This is a genomic window from Streptomyces sp. NPDC050161 (assembly GCF_044460025.1).
Taxonomy (GTDB): domain Bacteria; phylum Actinomycetota; class Actinomycetes; order Streptomycetales; family Streptomycetaceae; genus Streptomyces.
In genome coordinates this window covers 80,855-101,049 of record NZ_JBITJM010000010.1, presented here as the reverse complement: position 1 = coordinate 101,049, position 20,195 = coordinate 80,855, and the positions used below count along the sequence as shown (strand labels likewise).

The following is a 20,195-nucleotide window of genomic DNA, read 5'->3' as shown; positions in this document are numbered from 1 at the left end:
ACGGGCGCCGCGGCGGTCGGGCGTACGGCGCCGACGGCCGCGCGCTCGGTCTCGTTCCCGTTCCCGTTGACGGGGATCAGGAGTTGATGACGGACTTGATCCAGTCGGCCCTGATGGTCACGTTGGTGTAGACGGTGGGGTCGACGGGCTCGACGTTGGGGTCGGCTCCGCTGCCGGAGGTGACGCCGACCAGGGTCCAGGCGCCCTTGGTCTTGATGAGGGCGGGGCCACCGGAGTCCATGGTGGCCGCGCCGCGGCCGTTGACGGCGGCGATGCATATCTCCTTGCCGTGGACGATCCCCGAGTCGTCACACTTCCCGTCGGGCAGCCGCTCGGTGTCGAGTTGACGCAGATCCTTGGGCCAGTTGGCGGGAATCATCTTCGGTCCGGTCAGCCCCCAGCCGAGGATGCGCACCGGGGCATGGTGTCCGGGAACATCGGTGGCGATGGGCGCCGGCGTGGCCGCGGCGGGCCTCTTGAGCTTGATCAGAGCGATGTCGTCGCCGTGGATGCCGCCGGAAGGCCAGACGGCCTTCTCGACACCGATCACTTCACCACCCCGGTCCACACGCGGAGAACCGATCCGCACCTTCATGGTGTCGAACCCGCCGCGCCCGTCCACACAGTGGCGGGCGGTGACCATCCATTCCTTGTCCACGAGGGTCGCGCCGCAGGCATGTCCGTCGGGGCGGGGTGATTGGGGGTTCTGCAGCGACCCCATGAAGGGGTAGCTCTCCGTGGCCTTTTCGCCATTGATGATGGCCTGGGCCGGAGGGGCCGCCACGAGTAATGCCGTCGCGGAGGCCAGAAAGGCGCACAGGGCGCCGCGCTTGAGCCGTGTCATGTGCGCAAGCGTGGGCAAGGGATGTGATGGCCGGACTCGCGCGATGTGAGCGGTTCGTAACGGGGGACTCCAGCAGCACCCGCGTCAGAGATCTCCGCCGTCCCCGCCACCGCACGCGGGGACGGCCTCGCGTGCACGAGTGCCCGTCAACGCCACGCGTATCCCCCATCCGGGATCAGCGTCGAACCCGTCATGTACGTGTTGAGGAAGAGGAAGACCGCCGCCTCGGCGACCTCCTTCTCGGTGCCGACGCGGCGCAGCAGGGTGTCCCGGCTGCTTTCCGGCCGGTCAGGCCCGCAGGGCGGCCCCGTTGATCACGCCGTGGAGGACCGCGGCGAACACACCGGCGGGAAGGGCGAGGCGAACTCCCCTTCAGCATCCGTCAGTTGCGCTCGCGTCACACCACGTTCCTACCGGGTTCCCGGCCCGGACGGGCCGGGAACCCGAGGATCACAACTCCGGACAGGACCTAGTCCGCCGGCAGCTCGAAGGTGACCGCCGGGCTCTTCGAGCCGTCGTAGAGGTTCACCTTGCCGCCCGCTCCCGGGATGTCCAGGACGACATCGCCCGTGACGCTCTGGCCCGGCCGGTACGTCGCGTCGAGGTTGTCGCCGGTGCCGGACTTCTGCCGGGTGGAGACGTCCTGCTCGGCTGCCTGGCCGTCCGACCACTTCAGCACGCCCTGCGGATGGAAACCGCCGTCCTTGCTCCCGACGTTCTTCACGGTGAGTGTGAGGACGACGTACTGGCCCTTGGGCTGCTTCGTGGCGTGGATCTCCGACGGTGTCACGGCCCGCAGGTCCTTGAACGTGACGGACATCTTCTTCTCCGTCCCCGTGGCGCTGTCGACGGCCGTGTAGGTGCCGGATTCGCCGACGGTGACATCGGGTGTCTTCGCGGGCTTGTCCGCCGCCTTCCCCGAGGCCGGGTGGGCGGCGTCAGGGGTGTCGTCCGATGACGAACAACCCGTTGCGAGCACGGCGGTTACCAGCGCGCCTGCGGCGAGTGCGGCGACGCGAGCGGATGGGCGCATGGGCGTTCCCGAGGTTCATGGCGGGCTCACCTGCCCACGAGTGAGCGCCAGGTTACGGCATGCCGGAGGCGGGTCTTCCGCGCGGGCCCGCGACCGCAAGCCGGGTGTCACGCCCCCAATTTGGGCGCGCAGCCCAGTGGTGGTTGGCTTGGCGTCGCATCGCAGGACCGGCGCCGAATACTGGAGGAAGACACACATGGGTCAGGTCGAGGCCACCACGCAGCGCGAGATCGCGGCGGACCCGGAGGACGTGTTCGACGCGCTCGCCGACTACAGCGGCACGCGCCGACAGCTGCTGCCCGGACAGTTCAGCGAGTTCGAGGTCCGCGAGGGCGGCGACGGCAAGGGCACGCTCGTCCACTGGAAGCTCCAGGCCACCAGCAAGCGGGTGCGGGACTGCCTGCTGGAGGTCGACGAGCCGACCGACGGCCAGCTCGTCGAGAAGGACCGCAACTCCTCCATGGTCACGACCTGGGTGGTCACCCCGGCGGGCGAGAAGCGTGCCCAGGTCGCCGTCACCACGGTCTGGCAGGGCGCCGGCGGCATCGGCGGCTTCTTCGAGCGGACCTTCGCGCCCAAGGGCCTTGGCCGGATCTATGACGAGATTCTCGCCAACCTCGCCGCCCACATGGAGAAGTGACCGCCGGGCGACAGCGGAAACGCAGCGCAGCACGGAGCCCCGCTCCGGCCGGTGGATCCGGCCGGAGCGGGGCTCCGTTGCGGGCTGTCGGCCGGGTGTCAGGCCAGGACCGCGAGCGCGGCGTCGTAGTTCGGCTCCTCCGAGATCTCGCCGACCAGCTGCGAGTGGAGCACCTTGTCGTTCTCGTCGAGCACGATCACGGCACGCGCGGTCAGGCCGGCCAGCGGGCCGTCCGCGATGGCCACGCCGTACGTCTCGTGGAACTCGCGGCCTCGCAGCGTGGACAGGGTCTTGACCTGCTCCAGACCCTCGGCACCGCAGAACCGGCCCTGGGCGAACGGCAGGTCGGCGGAGATGCACAGCACCACGGTGTTGTCCAGCTCGCCGGCCTTCGCGTTGAACGCGCGGACGGAATTCGCGCAGGTCGGGGTGTCGACGCTCGGGAAGATGTTCAAGACCTTGCGCAGACCGGCGAAGTCCTTCAGCGACTTGTCCGCCAGCCCCTCGCCGACCAGGCTGAACGCCGGTGCCTCGGCACCGGCCTCGGGCAGCTGCCCGTCGACCTGAACCGGGTTTCCCTTCAACGTGACCTGAGCCATCAAGAGCCTCCTACCAGCGATGTTCATCGTCAGAGCAACGCCGTCGATCCTACTGCGGAAGCGGCGGCCCGGGGCTCCGGACCCTCACCGGTACCGCCCGCAGCGCCCCGGGCGCTTCCGCCCGGTCAGCGGCGCCGCGGGGCGGCGGCCTCGTCCGTCTTCAGGACGAAGTCGAACGTGGCCTCCTTCCCCGGGCCCGCCTGGCGCACGTTCATCAGCAGGTCGGGATCGAAGATCGGGTCGGTCTCGTTGCGCGGCTCGCCGGGGAAGTACAGCTGGGTGGTGAGGATCGGGTTGCCCGGAGCCTGGACCTTCACGTGCAGGTGCCGGGTGCGTCCCGGGTACAGGCCGGGCACGATCGTGGTGAGGGTGAAGGCGCCGCGCTCGTCGGTGAACTGGTGGCCGCGGAAGCCGAATCCCTCGTTGTCGTATGCGCCGCTGTCGTCCGCCTGCCACCAGTCGAGGAGCACGTCGGGCAGCGGGCGGCAGGTCAGTCCGAAGACGAAGCCGCTCACCGTGAGCGGCGTCCCGACGGTGCCGGGCTCGACGAGCGAGGACCGCAGTGGCGAGTCCGGCTTGAAGTACGGGCCCTCGATCTGCGGCGGCGTCGGGTCGTCGCCGTCGTCGCAGTACGGCGTGGGGGTGAGCGGGCGGCCGGCGGGCCGGTTGTCGCGGGCCAGCGCGACCCCGCCGAGCAGCATCGGCAGCGGCACGGCCGCGACGGCGGCCCTGAGCACGTTCTTGCGGCTGATCAGGCTCTTGGGGCGGTCCGCCCCGGCGTCCTGACTGCGGCGGCTTTCGTCGTCCATCACACGCTCCTGTGGGGCGAGGGGAGGGGGCAGGGCCGGCCCATGGGGGCAGGACACCGGGGACACCGGACGTCCGGCCGTCCCTGCCGATGACGCTTGCTGACGAGGTCACACGCTAGGGCGGCGCCGCGGGCCGGGCCATGGACTTCCCTCGGGGGTCATGGTGAATTCCGCGGCGGCCGTTCCGGAGGCCGCGCGAAGTGCCCGTACGGAAGTGCCCGTACGGCAGCCCGTACGGCAGTGCCCGTTCCGCCGGGAGCCGGACGGGTCACGCCGGGCACATCGCGCCGCCCCCGCCCGCCGCTTCGTCAGGTCCGTCCCCGCCCGCCGTGCGGCGGAAGTCGCCGGGGCTCACGCCGGTTTCGCGGCGGAAGAAGCGGCAGAAGTAGGCGGGGTCGGCGAAGCCCACCCGGCGGGCCACCTGGGCCACGCTCAGGCGGGTGCTGGAGAGCAGCCGCTTGGCCTCCACCGTCTGTGCGTGCCGGATGATCCGGCCCGGCGTGCGGCCGGTGCTGCGCTTGACCACATCCGCCAAGTGCCCCACCGATACGCCCAGTTCATCGGCGTACGACTGCACGGTCCTGCCCGCGGAGCCGGGTCGGGCGAGCAGCCGGGTGAACTCCCTGGCCACCGGCGCCTGACGGCCCGTGGCGGGCTCGGGGCGGGACGCGCCCGGCAGCCGCAGGGCCCGTGCCGCCAGGATGTGCACCTGCGCCTGGAGCACCGAGGTGAACGCGTCGGCCCGCTCGGCGCACTCCTGGACCATCTCCCGCACCAGCCCGGTCAGCCGCAGCGCCGCGGCGGGATCGACCTGGAGCGGGGGCCGTTCGCCGAGCTTCGCCAGCGTGTACCGGTCGCCGGGGTGCGCCAGCAGGAAGTCCTCGGTGAACAGGATCACCCAGCCGCGCAGGTCACGGACCCGGTCCCAGTGGTGGACCTGCCCCGGCACGATGAAGCTCAACTGCGGCGGGCGTAACGGCCACCGGGCCAGGTCGATGACGTGGTGACCCGAGCCGCCGGTGACGTACGCGATCTCGTAGAACGTGTGCCGGTGCGGGAAGTCGGCGCGGGAGAGCGGGCCGATGGTGTCGAACGAGCCGACGGCGAACGGGAGGAGATGCGGGGCCGGCACGTCGAGCCGGTGCAGCGGTACCGGGTCGTCCGCCGGTCCTTCGTCGTTGGAACAGCCGCGCGGCACGAAGACGTCCGGTGCGGGGCCCGCTACGCGTCCGCCGCGCGGGGGCCTGGTCTGTTCGCTCCGTCTGGGCACGGGCTCACCCTACGAGCGGGCGCAAGGCCGTCTTCTCGGCCACGGAGGCGGCCACGGAGGCGGCCACGGAGGCGGCAGCGGTGGCGCGTGGCGGCCGGGCCGGCCGGTGGGCCGGCCCGGCGCGCGGACGGTCAGGCCGGTCCGTTCCACTTCTGCGCGGGGTTCCCCGAGCAGTTGGCGATCTGGACCCGGGTGCCGTCCGACGTGTTGGCGGCACGGATGTCCAGGCACTTGTCGGCCTGCCTGTTCACCAGGTCGTTGGCCGGGGAGAACACCCACTGCTGCGAGGGGCTGCCGTTGCAGTCCCACAGGTGGATGAGCGAACCGTCGGACGTGGCACCGTTCACGACGTCCATGCACTTGCCGACGGCGCGCACGGTGCCGTCCGACGCCATGGTGAACTTCTGGGCGGGCGCGCCGTTGCAGCCGTGCACCTGGACCTGGGTGCCGTTGGCCGACCTGCCGTAGGCCACGTCCAGGCAGGTGCCGTTCATGCCGGTGATGGCGCCGGACGGGCCACTGATCTTGGCGGGGTGCGGCGGGTTCCCCTTGGCGCCGCCCTTGGGCGCGGAGTCGTTGTGCGTGCTCTTCGGGGGCGGGGCGGGGTCCTTGTGCTTCGGCTGCGCGGGCGGCGCGGCCGGCTGTTCGGCCGGCTCCTGGGTGGCCTTCTTCTCCGGCTTCGGGGACGCCTTGGTGTGCTCGGGCGAGGCGGACGGGGAGGCGCCCGCCGACTTCGACGCGACGGGCTCGGGCGACGGGCTCTGCACATCGGCCGCGGCGACCCGGGTGTCGTCGGCGCTCATCTTCAGGCCCTGCTGGGCCAGCGGGGCGAGCAGCGCGACGGCGGCGACAAGACCGGCGGCCGAGCCGAGGGCGACCCACACCCGCCGCTCGGGGAGCAGGCCGATGCGCGCCCTGCCGGGGTCGCGGGCGAAGGTGCGGGAGAAGCCGTCCGGTGATTTCCCGGGTGGCTGGGGGGAGTTGGGGGTGTCCGGTGGCACGGGGTCCTCCGACGGTCGGGACGGATGGCGGGCGGGGAAGTGGTGAACGGATCGGGGCGGTCGGGGTGGCGACCGCGGGTCAGGGGGCGGGGGCCCGGTCCGGCATGTCGTGTTCGGACAGCCGCATCAGGGCGTCGGCGTCCGGCGAGGTCAGTTCGGACACCCGCATCGCCTGGCGTTCGGTCATCTCCTGGAACACCTGGCGCGCGGTACGGCCGTTGCCGAACCTGACGTTGCGCGGAATCGAGGCGAAGTGCCCGGACAGTGCCTGCCTGGCGTCCTCACTGAGCCGGTAGGCGTGGCGCTCGGCGTGGTGCTCCACGATGTGCACCAGCTCGTCGGACGTGTAGTCCTCGAACAGCAGCGTGCGCGAGAAGCGGGAGGACAGGCCGGGGTTGGAGCCGATGAAGCGGTCCATGTCGTCCGGGTAGCCGGCCGCGATGACCACCACCTCGTCGCGCTGGTCCTCCATCAGCTTGACCAGCGTCGCGATGGCCTCGGTACCGAAGTCGTTGCCCGCCACCGCGGGCGCCAGCGAGTACGCCTCGTCGATGAACAGCACGCCGCCGCGGGCCCGGTTGAACGCCTCGATGGTCTTCGGACCGGTGTGCCCGACGTACTCGCCGACCAGGGCGCTGCGGTCCACCTCCACCAGATGCCCGACGGCCAGCAGCCCGAGCGCCTTGAGGAGCCTGCCGTACAGCCGGGCGACGGTGGTCTTGCCGGTGCCAGGGTTGCCCGCGAACACCAGGTGGCGGCTGAGCGGCGGCGCGGGCAGCCCGGCCTCGCGCCGCCTGCGGACCGTCTGCATCAGCTTGACCATGCCGCCGACATCGCTCTTGACCCGTTCCAGGCCGACCAGTTCGCCCAGCTCGGTCAGCAGGTCGTCCAGGGTCTCGGGCTCCTCCTCGGGGGCGCCCTCATCGGCGAGCTCCGCCTCGTCGGACGCCTCGCCGCCGTCCCCGCCGCCCGTCGCGGCCACCGGGGCTCCGGCGGCACCGGGCCTGCCGGGCGCCCCGGCTCCGGCGTTGGCCACGGACGGCAGCACCGCCGTCTCCACACGGTGGGCCGCACAGTCCTCGAAGACCGCCGCCGCTCCCTCCGCGGTGCCCACGTCCTGCGCGCAGTCGAAGATCCGGCAGCCGCGGAAGAGCGGATCGGCCCGCTCGCCGATGTGCAGGGCGGGGAAGGTGCTGCCGCGGACGTCGCAGTACTCGAAGGTGCCGCCCGCGTCCTCGCCGACGAGGATGCCGTTCTTGCCCGTGGTGTCGATCCGTACGCCGCTGACCTGGCAGTCGGTGTCCTTCCACAGAACCAGCGCGGTGCCGCCCGCCCGGAACACGCCGCCGCCGTCCATCCGCAGCCGGGCGCCGGTGGCGACCGTCACCCCGGCGCTGCCCACGTCCGCGACGCGGGTGCCGGTCAGCCGGGCGCGGGCGCCGGGGCCCAGCTCGACGCCGGTCCTGCGCTGCCCGGTGACGGTGGTCTCGGACAGCTCCGACTCCTCGGCCGACAGCAGGCGCACGCCACTGTCACCGCCGTCCACGCGGCAGCCCTTGAGCACCGCCGCGCCGCCCATCGCCACCTGGACACCGCACATCGCGGCGCCGCCCAGCGTGGTGTCGGCGGCGTGCGCGCGGGCCTCGTCCACCACGGCCAGCGCGTGCTCGTCGGTGCCCGACACCCGGCAACCGGTGAAGGTGCCGTGCGCCCGCTCGCCGAGGTGCAGGGCGCTGAACCCGGACCCCGACACCGAGCAGTCGGCCATCCGCAGCGCGCTGTCGCCCAGCGCCAGCGCGCCGTTGGCCGCGGGCGACACGACGCGGCAGTCGTGCGCGGTCAGCCGGGCCGCGCCGCCCGACGCCAGCGCGCTGCCGCCCGCGGCCACCACCCGGCACCCGGTGAGATCGACCCGCGCCTCGTGCTCGGCCTGCACGCCGGTGGCCGCCGCGCCCTCGATCCGGCAGTCGTCCAGGACGACCTGGGAGTGGTCCTGGGCCAGCAGCCCGTTGCGTCCCGGCCTGATCAGCCGCGCGTCGCGCACCGCCAGCCGGGAGGCGCCGCGGGACCGCAGCGCCGACCCCGAACTCGCGGTGATCCGCAGCCCGTCGGCCACCACCCGGGCGGTCCCTGACAGCACCACGCCGATGCCGTCGACGGCGTCGATCACGCCGTCCTCGATGCGGGCCCTGGCGTCGCCGCTGACGTGCAGCGCCGCGTGCCGCGCACCGTGCAGCCGGGTACGCCGCCACACCAGCACGCCGCCCGTGGTGGGATCCCGCAGGTCCTCCACCAGGTCGGCGGCGAGGTCGCCGCGCAGCGCGTCGAGCGCCCCGGCGTCCGCGTCCGGGGTGTCGCCGCCCGCGGCCTGGTCCGCGCCGTCCGGCCGGCCCAGCACCTCGACCCGGCCGTGGGTCAGCGCGCAGTCCTCCAGGACCAGGCCCGCCGCGTCCTCGACGCGCACCAGCGCCTGGGCGGGATCGGCGCCGTGCAGCGTCAGTTGCCGCACCGCGCAGTCGGGCGCCGCGACGCTCAGCGCGGGCCCCTGCGACGGCCGGATGACGACGGTCCCAGGCCCCTGCTCGGGCACCAGCACCACCCGGCGCTCCAGGCGTACGTGCTCCGGGTACTCGCCCGGTGCGACGGTGACGGCGGCGCCCGCGGGGACGGCGGCGACCGCGTCGGAGATCGTCCGGTAGGTCCCCCGCCCCCGGGCGGCGACGCGGTACACGGCGGGGTTCGTCATCCTGTGCTCTCCTGCGGGTGGTGCGGGTCCTCGGTGGGCGCGGGGTCCGGGTGCTGCCAGTCCGGCGGGTCGTCGGCGCGCAGCGTGGGCGTGATGATCAGGCCGCCGAGCATCTTGTCGGCGAACTTGCTGACGCCGCCCACCAGGAAGATGTCGGCGAAGCCCTGCCGGTGGTAGAACCGGCCCGCCATACTGTGCTGGAGCACGGTCTTCGCCGCGCCCATGCTGATGCCGCCCACCAGCCCCGACGCCATGCCGATGCCGCCCTCGGTGAGCGCGTCCGTGCCGGAGAGGTGGACGACATTGCCGTTGGCGTCGTACACGCCGAAGATGGCGGATCCCGCGGCCCCGACGATGAGGCCGGAGACCAGACCCGAGGTGATGCCCACACTGAAATCGTACGTGCCGGCCCGCCAGCGGGTGACCTTCTCGTTGCCCGCCCACTCCGACGACCAGGTGTCGTCGCTCTGCGGCGGCCGGGCGAAGGGACGGCCCGAATCGACGTTGCCCGCACCGGTCTTGAGGGCGCCGCCACGGCCCGCCATGTCGTGCATCCCGGTCACCCCGATCTTGACGGTGGAGCCGATGGCGGCGCCGAACGCGGCCTTGGCGACGTCGGTCCAGGTGAACTCGCGGCCGGAGATCTCCGCCGCGATCGCGTTGACGATCAGGCCGACGACGAAGTCCAGGGTGAACTCCTGGGCGAACTCCACCAGCATCTGGGTGCCGGCCTTCTGCACGAACGGCGTGTACAGCGACTCGCCCGCCGCGTGCCCCGACCACTGGGAACGGTTCGGCTCGCGCAGCATCCTGCTGTTGCCGCGGAACTCCGTGAACCAGCCGCGGAAGTCGTTCTCCCGGCCGACCAGCGTCATCCTGCCGAAGCTGTCGCGCTCCCACACGTACCCGGACATGGTCCGCTCGGAGAGCAGCGTGTGCCCGTCGGAGCCGCCGAAGCGCCGCCACTGCTTGTTCCACTCGTCGGACTCCAGGAACGTGCCGTCATCGAGCCGCGTCCTGGTGCGGACGGCGCCGCCGGCCTCGAACTCCTTCCACTCACCTGAGGTGTGCGTCCCGGTGGGCGTCTCCTGGTACTCGCGCACCCGTACCGGGGTGTCACCGAGCAGGTCCTGGAAGGCGGAGCCCGACCTCGGGGCGGCGGGGATCTCCTGGACCACCCGGCCTTCGGCGCCGCCGACGTGGTCGCTCCAGCGCGCCCCCGCCCGCCAGTCGTCGAGGCGGTTGCCCGCCGCGTCGCTCCAGGTGCGCACCCGGTCGCCGGGCCCGCCGCCGAACTCCATGACGTGGCCGTCCTTGTCGACCTTGTTCCAGTGCCAGGTGGGCGGCGCGCCGTCCTCGCCCGCCACCCGCCAGGCGTCCACGTGCGTACCGTCGCCCAACAGGCGGTGGTCGCGGACCAGTTGGCCCGCCGCGTCGAAGTCCTGGTAGGACGCCGCGTCCCAGTAGCGCCCGGTGCCGCCGCCCGCCGACTGCACGCGGACACCCTCATCCCCGGTGACGTCGTCCACCCAGGTGACCTTCGCCGAACCGGCGGGCCCTTCCGCGGTGACGGTCCTGTCGAACGTGCCGTCGGCGCCGCTCGGCCAGCTGTCCTTGCGGCCGACGATCGCGCCCTGGTGGTCGAAGCGGGTCCAGTCGCCGCCGGTCCTGATGTCGGCCCGGCCGAGCGCCGCACCGGCGTCGTCCGCGGCCACGGCAGGGCGCGGCGGGTTGCGGTACTCGACGACCGTGCCGTCCGCGAACCCCTCCCGGATGACGTGCCATTCCTGCCCGCCGCCGGTGCCCGCCGGGTGCGGCGTGTACCAGTCGCCGCCGGGCGGGTCGACGGTGTGCCGGTCCTGCCAGCGCAGCTCCCCGTGCCCGGTGCCCGCGGGGGTTTCCTGGAAGTCACCGGAGTGGAACGTACGGTGCCCCTGGAGCCCGTCCTCCCCTTCCGACCAGGGCAGATAGCCGTCCTGTGCCCGTACGTTCGTGGGCAGCGGCACATCGCCCACGGTCAGCGTCGCGCCGTTGGACAGCGGGTGGGTGCCGCGGACGACGCTGCCGTCCATGGCGATGTCCAGGGTGGAGGAGTCCCGTCCGACGAGCCGCAGTCCGCTGCTGGTCGGCGCGGTGCCGCCGGCCGGGGTGTGCTTCCAGGTGTGCAGCTGGAAGCCGCTGTCGGACTTCAGCCAGGCGGTGTGGTCGAAGGTGTGCCCGTCGACGCTGGACAGCAGTCGCCGGGTCCAGACGGGCGGTCGCTGCTCGGTGACGCGGTGCGTCTCCAGGAATCCGCCGTCCTCGATGACCTTGCCCGAGCCGTTCTCCTTGCCGTGCGCGGAGTGCGACACCCAGTCCCGCTTGAGCGTCCCGTCGGCGTCCATCCCGAACTGGAGGTAGCGGCGGTTGTCGTCGGGCAGGTGGAAGCGGCCGAACTTCTCGTGGACCAGGTCGCTCGCGCCGGTACGGGGGTTGGTCATGGTGTCGGTCCAGCCGCGGCCGGGGCTCCAGCTGCGCGAGCCCTGGGCGAGGTGCTGGTAGTCCGCGTCGTAGCGGTGCCAGGTGGTGGCGTCCCCGCCGAGGCCCTGGGCGAGCGGGCTGCGGTCCAGGTCGGCCAGCACATGGCCGCCGTCGGGGTTCTCCCGCCAGTGCCGCACCCGGACACCGTCGGCCGTGTCGAACCAGCTCCGGCCGCTCTCGCCGAAGTGCCGGCTGCCGTGGCGGCCTGCGGTGCCGTCGGGCAGCACCTCGTTCCAGTCGGTGCGCTGGTGCGTGAAGCGCCCGAACGTGGCCTTTCCGGTGGGGCGTTGGGCGTCGAGGAAGCCGCCGCCCGGCAGTGGCCTGCGCTCGAAGACCTCGGCGCCGCTGTGGCTCAGCAGCTGGATCCGGCCGTTGCCCAGGCCCTTGTCGCCGACGGTGCCGGAGTCGAACCAGGGGGTGGTGGCACCGGACGTGCTGGCCGTCGCGTCGCCGCGCGGCGGGGTGATCCGGCGCCAGGTCGCCCCGGCGGCGTCGTCGGCAGCCGCGGCGGGGAAGTCCACATCGAAGGTGTGCCCCGGCTTCACCGCGCCGTTCTCGATGACGTTGATCCGCATCGAGTGCAGGCTGCCGTCGGCCCGGTACGTGGTGAACTCGCCCTGGCGCAGCGGCCCGGAGCCGTCGACGCGGAAGCCGCCGTCGGCCTGCCGGGTGACGACGGTGCCGGTCCCCGACAGGTTCGCGTCCACCAACTGCGCGGAGTTGTCCGGCAGGAAGCGGGTGCCCACCGCGTCGGAGAGCTGCACGGCGTCGTACAGGTGACTGCCGTCGCCCGCGGACACATGGAAGGTGGTGCCGTCGACGGTGACGCCGTGGGTCACCGCGCCGTTCTCGTCGAAGAGCCGGAAGCCGCCGTCGGCGTCCTCGACCCGGAAGCCGCCGCCGGGCCGGGTGGCCGTCTTGAGGCCGTCGACCCGCTGGAGACCGGAGTCCAGGACGTCCAGCGCGCCGTGCTCGTACACCCGCAGGGACCGGCCGGCGGCGCCCGGCGCGTCCTGGAGGCGCAGCGCCCGGAAGTCGAGGGCGCCGGAGCCGTCGAAGACCCGCACCGAGCCGTTGTCCGTCACGCGGAACCCGTCGCCGTGCACGGCCACTTCGGTACCCGCGACGACGTGCCCGTCCGGGCCGTGCAGGGTGCCGGTGGGGGCGGCGGGGGCGCCGCCGTGGCCGGCCGGGGGCGAGTGCAGGAAGCCGACGGTCTCCTGGCCGTCGGCCAGCCGGAAGGCGTCGGCCGTGTGACGCCCGGTGGCGTCGAAGACCTGGTGCCCGCCGGCCGTCTCGACGCGGAAGCCGTCGCCGTACGGGGAGACGGACGCGCCCGGCACCGGGGAACCGTCGGTCGAGACGACCCGCGCCCCGTCACCGAAGGTGCCGTCGGGCGCCGTGTGCACGAACCGGAACTGCGTCATGCCGTCCGGCCCGGTCAGCCGCAGGCCGTTGCCTGCGTGCCCGGCGGCGGGGGCGGTCTCCTGGGGCGGGTGCGGGGTGACGGCCGGGTCGAGTGTGGTGCCGTGCGGCAGGCCGGGCGTCTCGTGGGGGGCGGGGACACCCGCCTGATCCAGCGGCTGCATCTCGTACGACGGGCCGCCGGCAGGCCGGGGCCGGTGGTGCGATGCGCCACCGAGGAGTCGGGGCCGTTCCTTGAGGGAGGTGTTGAGGAGGTCGTCGAGTTTGGTGCCGACCTCGTCGGGGTCCATGCCGTGGGCGCGGAAGGCGTCCTTGGCGTCGTCGAGGTTGGTTTGGGCGTTGGTGAGGTCGGTGCGTGTCTGTTCGCCGACGCTGGGCCCGCGGGAGGAGCCGTCGATGCGGGCGCCTTCGGTGTCGAATCGCAGCTGGGCGTCGTCGAGTTGGGACTGTGCGCGCTGGACGTCGTTCCAGGCGTCCATGCGGGCGTCGACGATCGCGTCGGTGTCGCCGGGGTTGCGGAACACGTCTGCTCTGGCTGCGGATTCCCTGGCCCAGATGGCGTCCAGCTCCGCGCCGGTGGGGCGGGAGCCGTGGCCGCCGCCGGGGGCGGGTGCGTCGGGCTGTCCCTTCCAGCTTGCCGGTGTGGGGAGGTTCGCGAACTCCTCCGCGTTGTGCAGGACGTTGCCGCGCAGGTCGGCGGCGATGTGGGTGAATCCGGTGCCGCTCCAGCTCTTGTCGAGCAGTTTCGTGCCGGCCGGATCGGTGAAGGCCAGGCCGACGGTGTTGTGGTCGGGCTGGTGGGTGACGGTGATGGTGAGGTCGTCCGCGTATCCCGGCTTGTTGACCGTGACCGTGTGGACCAGCCCGTCCTCACTGAACGCCGAGCGCGCCGTGACATCGTCGAAGCCGCTCCAGCGGACCAGTGAATCCGCTTCGAAGGCCCGGCCGAAGTCGTCGAAGGCGGTGCCCGACGGCAGTCCAGGCCACTCCTCCTTCAGCACGGCGGCGAAGTCGTCCGGCGAGATGGCCTCGGCACGCACCGGGACGACCGTCAGGCCGCTCTCGACCCTGGCGGGCCCGGTGCGGACCAGGGTGGTGGGGGAGAGCGTGATCTCCCACTGGTCGGGGCTGCGCGGCACCGGATCGTGCGGGCTGATCTCGTAGTGCGGCGGGTAGGCCATGGCCAGCTTGCCGTGGTCGGCGGGCACGTCGATCTCGAAGACGACGCGGTTGCTCAGCACGCCGTTCTTCGCCCACTCGGGCTGGAAGTCGAAGGTGTTGGACGTCGAGATCGGCAGCCGTTCGATGAAGCGGTCGGCCTGCTGGCTCGCCGGGTCCATGGAGACCCCGCGGTAGACGGTGAGCTGCTTGTTGGGGCCCCCGAACTGGAGGTCCTGGGTGATGCGGTGGAACTCCTGGACCTTCCCGAGGAGAGTGCCGCCCTCCAGCGCACTCGGGTTGACGAACCCGCCGAAGCCGCGCTTGGAGGTGAAGGCGCCCCCGATGACATCCCGCATCAGGGCGGCGACCTCGGGCTCGGCGACCGCGTGCCCCAGATGGATGCGGGCCACGTCGATGAGCGACCCCCAGTTCTCGGCGGCCCTTCCGGTGAGCCCGGCAGCGGGGGGCGGCGGTGTGGTGTGCGGGGCGGGAGCCGACGGCGCGTCGCCGAAGGCGCCGGACCAGTGGTAGCGCTGCGGCCCTCCGGGCGAGGCGATGGTGATGCTGTCGCCGTCGATCTTGACGGGCCAGCTGTGGCCGGCCGAGTCGAGGGGACCGGCGGTGTACCGGCCGAGCTTGGCCTGCGCGCCGATCGTCGATCCGTCGAAGGGTCCGCCGTGCAGGACGATGTCCTGTCCGGTGAGATTGAGTCCGAGGCCGCGGGAGTAATGCCAGCTTCGGACGGGGTTGCCGCCGGGCACATCCAGTTGCTGGATGGTGAATTGGCGGTCGGTGGGTCCGCCGTGGACCACGAGGTGGTCGGTGTCGGCGGCGTCCAGGATCTGAGGGGCTTCGCCGCGCGGTGCGTGCACGATCGCGCCGTTGAGGTCCGGGATTTCCTTGTCGAAGCGGCCGAGGCTGCGGCCTGCGCCGGAGGCTCCGCCCAGCAGGCGGGGTCGTTCCTTGAGTGAGGTGGTGAGGAGGTCGTCGAGTTTGGTGCCGATGTCGTCGGGGTCCATGCCGTGGGCGCGGAAGGCGTCCTTGGCGTCGTCGAGGTTGGCCTGGGCGTTGGTGAGGTCGGTGTGTGCCTGGTCGCCGACGGCAGGTCCGCGGGAGGAGCCGTCGATCCGGGTGCCTTCGGTGTCGAAGCGGAGCTGGGCGTCGTCGAGTTGGGACTGCGCGTGTTGGACGTCGTTCCAGGCGTTCATGCGGGCGTCGACGATGTCGTCGGTGTCGCCGGGGTTGCGGAAGACGTCGGCTCTGGCTGCGGATTCCCTGGCCCAGATCGCGTCCAGCTCCGCGCCGGTGGGGCGGGAGCCGTGGCCGCCGCCGGGGGTGGGTGCGTCGGGCTGTCCCTTCCAGCTCGCCGGTGTGGGGAGCTTCGCGAACTCCTCCGCGTTGTGCAGGACGTTGCCCTGGAGGTCGGCGGCGATGTAGCGGAATCCGTCGCCGCTCCAGCTCTTGTTGAGCAGCTTGGTGCCGCCCGTGTCGGTGAAGGTGACCGAGACGGTGTTCTTCTCCGGCTGGTGGGTGACGGTGATGGTGAGGTCGTCCGCGTAGCCGGGCTTGCTGACCGTGGTCGTGTGGACCAGTCCGTCCTCGCTGAACGTGGCATGCGCGGTGACGTTCTCGAAGTCGCTGCCCCAGCGGCCCAGCGACTCCGGTGCGAAGGCCCGGCCGAAGTCGTCGAAGGCGGTGCCCGACGGCAGCCCTGGCCACTTCTCGCCGATCACCGAGGCGAAGCGGTCGGGCGTGATCTGTTCGGCGCGGACCGGAACGACCGTCAGGCCGCCCTCGACGCGGGGTTCGCCGGTGCGGACCAGAGTGGTCGGGGGGAGGGTGACCTCCCACTGGTCGGGGCTCATGATGGGCGGTTCGCCCGCGCCCGGCTTGTAGTGCGGCGGGTAGGACATGGACAGCTTGCCGTGCTCGGCCGGTACGTCGATCTCGAAGACGACGCGGTTGCTCAGCACGCCGTTCTTCGCCCACTCGGGCTGGAACTCGAAGGTGTTGGACGTCGAGATCGGCAGCCGCTCGACGAAGACGTCGGCCTGCTGGCTCGCCGGGTCCATGGACACCCCGCGGTAGACGGTGATCCGCTCGTTGGGGCCCGTGAACAGCAGGTCCTGGGTGACTTGGTGGAACTTCTGCGTCTTGCCCACCAGGTCGCCCCGCTCCAGCGCCATCGGGTCGACGAATCCGCCGAAGCCGCGCTTGGAGGTGAAGGCGCCCCCGATGACGTCCCGCATCGTGGCGGCGATCTCGCTGTTCTTGACGGCCTGGTCCAGGTGGATACGGGCCAGGTCGACGTGTTTGCCCCAGTTCGCGGCGGCCTCGCCGCTGAGTCCGGCGGCGGCCGGCGGCGGGTCGGTGTGCGGGGCGGGGGCCGGGGGAGCCTCGTCGAAGGCGCCGGACCAGTGGTAGCGCTGCGGGCCTCCGGGCGAGGCGACGATGACGTGGTCGCCGTCGATCCTGGCCGGCCAGCTGCGGCCCGCCGAGTCGAGCAGGGAGCCGCCAGACTTGCTCGTCTTGAGCAGCGAGCCGTCGAAGAGGCCGCCCTGGAGGACGAAGTCCTCGCCGGCCGGCCGCAGCCCGCCGAGCCGGACGTAGTGCCAGCTGCGGACCGTGTTGCCGTCCGGCGCGTCCAGCTTCTCCACCGTGAACTTCGAGCCCTGCGGGGTGCCGTGCACCTTGAAGAGGCTCTCGTCGGCGGCGTTCATGACCTTCGGGGGATCGGTCCTCGACACCGTCAGCAGCACACCGCCCTGGCCCGGCAGTTCCGTGGTGACGGGGGGCCTGCCTCCGGTGCCGCCCGGCAGCCTCGGGCGGGCCTTCAGCGAGGCGTCGTCCAGCGCCGCCAGCTTCTTGCCGATGTCGTCGGGGTCCATGCCGTGGGCGCGGAAGGCGTCCTTGGCGTCGGCCAGGTTCTGCTCGGCGGCCTTGAAGTCGTTCAGGGCCTGTTCGCCGACGGAAGGACCGGTGGACGGGCCGTCCACACGGGCGCCCGCCAGGTCCAGTTGGTCCTGCGCCAGGCGGTGGTCGATCCGGGCCTGCTGCACCCGCGTCCAGGCATCCCTGCGCGCCTCGAACGCCGTGGGGGTGTCGCCCGGCTTGCGGAACACGTCGGCCTTGGCGAGCGCGTCCTCGCGCCACTGCGCGAAGGTGTCCAGGGTGCGGACCGGGGCCTTGCCCTTGACGTCCCCGCCCGAGCCGACACCGGGGCCGTGGCCGCCCGCGCCGCCCGGTTGCGGAGTGTGCGGGGCGGGTGTGTGCGGGGCGACGGCCCTGGCGACGGGTGCCTCCACCCCGCCGACGGCGTGCGGTACGGCCGGGGCCGTCGCGCCGTCGAGCGCGGGGGTGCCGTGTCCGGGCGCGCCGGTTCCGGGCAGGTCAGGCAGCTTCGGCGGTTCCAGGACGGAGGCCCCTGCGCCGGTGGCAGGGGTGTCAACGGGGTGGCCGGGAGCGCCTGTTGGAGCGTCGAGCGCGTGGTGGGCGTTGTGGGCGGGGGCAGGTGTGGGCACCGGCCGTTCGCTGAGCCCGGCCAGGTCGGTGCCGCCCGCCGCGGGCTGCGGGACGTGCGGTGTGGTCCCGGCCCCTGGCACCTCCACCTGGCTGCCCGTCCTGCCCACGGCGGGCGGCGGCGCGAGCCGGTCGCCGGTGGCGGGCGGGGTGATGCCGTGGGTGGCGGGCGGCGGGGTGACGCCGTGCTGGACGGCGGGCGGCGTGATGCCGTGGGTGGCGACGGCCGGGGGTGTGATGCCTTCGGTGGCGGCGGGCGGTGTGATGCCGTGGCCGCCGGTGGCCGGCGGGGTGATGCCCTGCGTGGCCGGGGGCGTGACGCCGTGGGTGTCCAGACCCGCGCCGAACTGCCGGCCCGTGTTCACGTCGACGACCCGGCCGGCGCCCGCGCCCGCGCCGAGGTCGACGGTGCCGATGCCGTGCACCGGGCCCGGTGTCACCGAACCGTGGGAGGGCAGGTGCAGTTGGCCGGGTGCGGTCAGGTCGGATGCGACCGTCCCGGTGGTGGGCATCTCGATGCGGCCGACGGCCGGCGGCGTGATGGACGCCTGGCCGCCGGTGGCCGGCAGGTCGATGCGGCTCACCGCGGGCGGCGGGGCGAGCGACCCGGCGTGCAGGTCGAGCGAGCCGGGGGTGCCGATGCCGTGGGCCGGCGCCTCGACGTGACCGAGGTCGACCAGGCCCGCGGCCGGTGCGTGCGGGACCGCGGACGTCGGCGCTGCGACGTCCATCCGCATCGCCGGCACGTCCGCGATCCGCGCGCCGGAACCGATGTTGCCCAGGTCGCCGAGGCCGCTCGGGACGCCGAAGTGGCCGGCCGACACCGAGCCGAGGCCGTGGGTGCCGAGGTCGGTCACACCGCCGGGTGCCACGGGCGCGGACACGCCGGACGGCAGCGATCCGGTCAGCGAGCCGTGCAGGCCGGCCGGCGGCGAGAGGTGGGTGACCGGACCCATGGTCGGCAACTGGCCGAGCCCGCCGGGGTGGCCGAGTGACGGCAGTCCGCCGAGGGCGCCGTCCAGGCCGCCGATGTGCACCGCGGGCAGGTCGAGCCCGCCGGGGAGCCCGCCGCCGAGACCGTTCAGGGACAGGTTGGTGGAGCCGAGGCCCGAGATCGAGCCGTCGAAGTGCATCGCGGGCGGCGTCATCGTGCCGTGCGTCGAGAGCGACGGCGTGAACGTGCCGGGCCCGGCGAAACCGCCGGAGCGCACCATCGCCAGGTCGTTCATCGGGTCGATGTGCACCGAGGGCGGGCCGCCGCCGATGCCGGCGAGATGGTGGATCGGCCCGGCGCCGCCCAGCAGCCGCCCGCTCGCGTCGAGCGCGCCGTAGCGGAACTTGCCGAACACACCACGGTCGATGAAGCCGATCTTCAGGGCCTTGCCGATGCCGAGCGCCTGGATCTCGGCGGCGTCCACGGGCAGCACCAGCCGCAGGGCCTTGAACCCGGACAGCCCGTTCCACACCCCCCGGCCGGCCGCGGCCAGGCCCGAGCCGATCCACTTGGCGCCGTTGCCGATGCCCTTCACCGCTCCGTACGCCAGCGCGCCCGCGAAGTGCAGGCCGGTCAGGCCCTGGGGGAGCATCATCGGGAGCGCCTTGAACGGCGCGACGATGTGGATGCCGCCGTTCAGCCCGCCGGTGAAGACCCGGCCGCCGAATCCCGGGATGTGTGAGAACGGGGTGTGCGTGAAGAGGCCGTTGAGGCCGCGGCTCCAGCTCGCCGCGCCGCGCGCGAAGTCCGCCGTGCCGAAGAACAGCCGGATCGACAGGTTGAGGAAGTTGCGCCCGGTGAAGACGTTCTTGAACGAGTCGAACGCCGTCTTGATGCCGGTGATGCCCTTGGCGCCGAGGCCGCGCAGCCCCTGGAAGACCTTGGTGAGCTGGATGCCGCGGGTGCTGGGGGCGATCATGCCGAGCCCGGACAGCAGCAGATCGAGCGCGCTGGCGTCGCCGTTGGCGAAGTCCACCGCGGTCTTGATGAAGATGGCGACGTTCAGGGCGATGGCGAACAGCGCGATCGGGCCGCCGAAGATGATGGCGGGGATGATCAGGATGATGGCCAGCCAGCTGAGCGCCTTCATGATCTCGTCGCAGGCGTCGATCGGCGAGGCGATCTTCTGGCCGGCCGCCCGGACCGTACTGGCCGCCGTCTTCGACGCGCTGCGCTGGGTGTCCCCGGCGTCCTTGGCCGTCGACTTCAGCGACTCGCGTCCCTCGTCGTCGTCATCGGCCAGCGCCTTGGCCTGCTGGAGCGCGGTGTCCGCGCGGCCCTGCTGCTCCTCCATGACCGCCTTGTAGGTGCGCAGCGCGCCCTGCACGTCCTCCTGCGCCTCGCGGAACGACGAGACGAACTTGCGCAGATGGCCGTCGATGACCTCGCGCAGCGCGTCGCCGGTCTTGCCGACGAAGGCGCCGCCCGAGGTGTTCTTGACCTCCGTGAGCCCGGAGTCGATGGTGTCGGCCAGCCGCACCAGTTCGTCCTGGGCCGAGATGACCTCCCGGATCCGGGCAGGGTCACCCGGGGTGGGGTCGGCGTCGAGGCCCAGAGCGCTCCAGTCCGTTTCGCGAGGCAACGCCGGCACCGGCCTTCCTTGGTCGACTGCCGGCGCGGGGCGGCGCGGCAGG

The 20,195-nt window shown here is 72.7% G+C and carries 9 protein-coding genes and 1 pseudogene; 1 reads left to right on the top strand and 9 read right to left on the bottom strand.

The window, feature by feature from the left end; translation table 11 throughout:
* Positions 1-76: 76 nt before the first annotated feature.
* From ACIBK8_RS18515 to ACIBK8_RS18505, 3 genes and pseudogenes are all read right to left on the bottom strand, one after another.
* A complete protein-coding gene (locus tag ACIBK8_RS18515) occupies positions 77-844 on the bottom strand; it encodes a S1 family peptidase (RefSeq protein ID WP_399042919.1) in 768 nt (255 codons plus the stop codon).
* Positions 845-990: 146 nt separating this feature from the next.
* Positions 991-1,110 (bottom strand): annotated as a pseudogene (locus ACIBK8_RS18510) (short-chain dehydrogenase); the annotation flags it as partial.
* A 203-nt stretch (positions 1,111-1,313) separates the two neighbouring features.
* The gene (locus ACIBK8_RS18505; RefSeq protein ID WP_399042918.1) at positions 1,314-1,877 is read right to left on the bottom strand and encodes a DUF4352 domain-containing protein; all 564 of its coding nucleotides are present in this window, start codon (positions 1,875-1,877) and stop codon (positions 1,314-1,316) included.
* 196 nt (positions 1,878-2,073) lie between these two features.
* On the opposite strand from ACIBK8_RS18505, the gene ACIBK8_RS18500 reads away from it, so the two are divergent.
* Positions 2,074-2,517 (top strand): SRPBCC family protein, encoded by a 444-nt coding sequence (locus tag ACIBK8_RS18500; protein WP_399042917.1) that lies wholly within the window; start codon positions 2,074-2,076, stop codon positions 2,515-2,517.
* 98 nt (positions 2,518-2,615) lie between these two features.
* On the opposite strand, the gene tpx is transcribed toward ACIBK8_RS18500, so the two are convergent.
* The 6 genes from tpx to ACIBK8_RS18470 form a co-directional block, all read right to left on the bottom strand.
* The gene (tpx, locus tag ACIBK8_RS18495) at positions 2,616-3,116 is read right to left on the bottom strand and encodes a thiol peroxidase (RefSeq protein ID WP_399042916.1); all 501 of its coding nucleotides are present in this window, start codon (positions 3,114-3,116) and stop codon (positions 2,616-2,618) included.
* Positions 3,117-3,241: 125 nt separating this feature from the next.
* Positions 3,242-3,925, bottom strand: a complete 684-nt coding sequence (locus ACIBK8_RS18490) for a dioxygenase (RefSeq protein WP_399042915.1) — start codon at positions 3,923-3,925, stop codon at positions 3,242-3,244.
* 268 nt (positions 3,926-4,193) lie between these two features.
* Complete coding sequence (locus tag ACIBK8_RS18485; protein ID WP_399043014.1) at positions 4,194-5,072, bottom strand: AraC family transcriptional regulator; 879 nt, start codon at positions 5,070-5,072, stop codon at positions 4,194-4,196.
* A 254-nt stretch (positions 5,073-5,326) separates the two neighbouring features.
* A complete protein-coding gene (locus ACIBK8_RS18480) occupies positions 5,327-6,196 on the bottom strand; it encodes a ricin-type beta-trefoil lectin domain protein (protein ID WP_399042914.1) in 870 nt (289 codons plus the stop codon).
* A gap of 79 nt (positions 6,197-6,275) precedes the next feature.
* The gene (locus ACIBK8_RS18475; protein WP_399042913.1) at positions 6,276-8,942 is read right to left on the bottom strand and encodes a right-handed parallel beta-helix repeat-containing protein; all 2,667 of its coding nucleotides are present in this window, start codon (positions 8,940-8,942) and stop codon (positions 6,276-6,278) included.
* Complete coding sequence (locus tag ACIBK8_RS18470) at positions 8,939-20,152, bottom strand: hypothetical protein (protein ID WP_399042912.1); 11,214 nt, start codon at positions 20,150-20,152, stop codon at positions 8,939-8,941. Before ACIBK8_RS18470 ends, ACIBK8_RS18475 begins: the two co-directional genes overlap by 4 nt.
* Between the last annotated feature and the right edge of the window lie 43 nt (positions 20,153-20,195).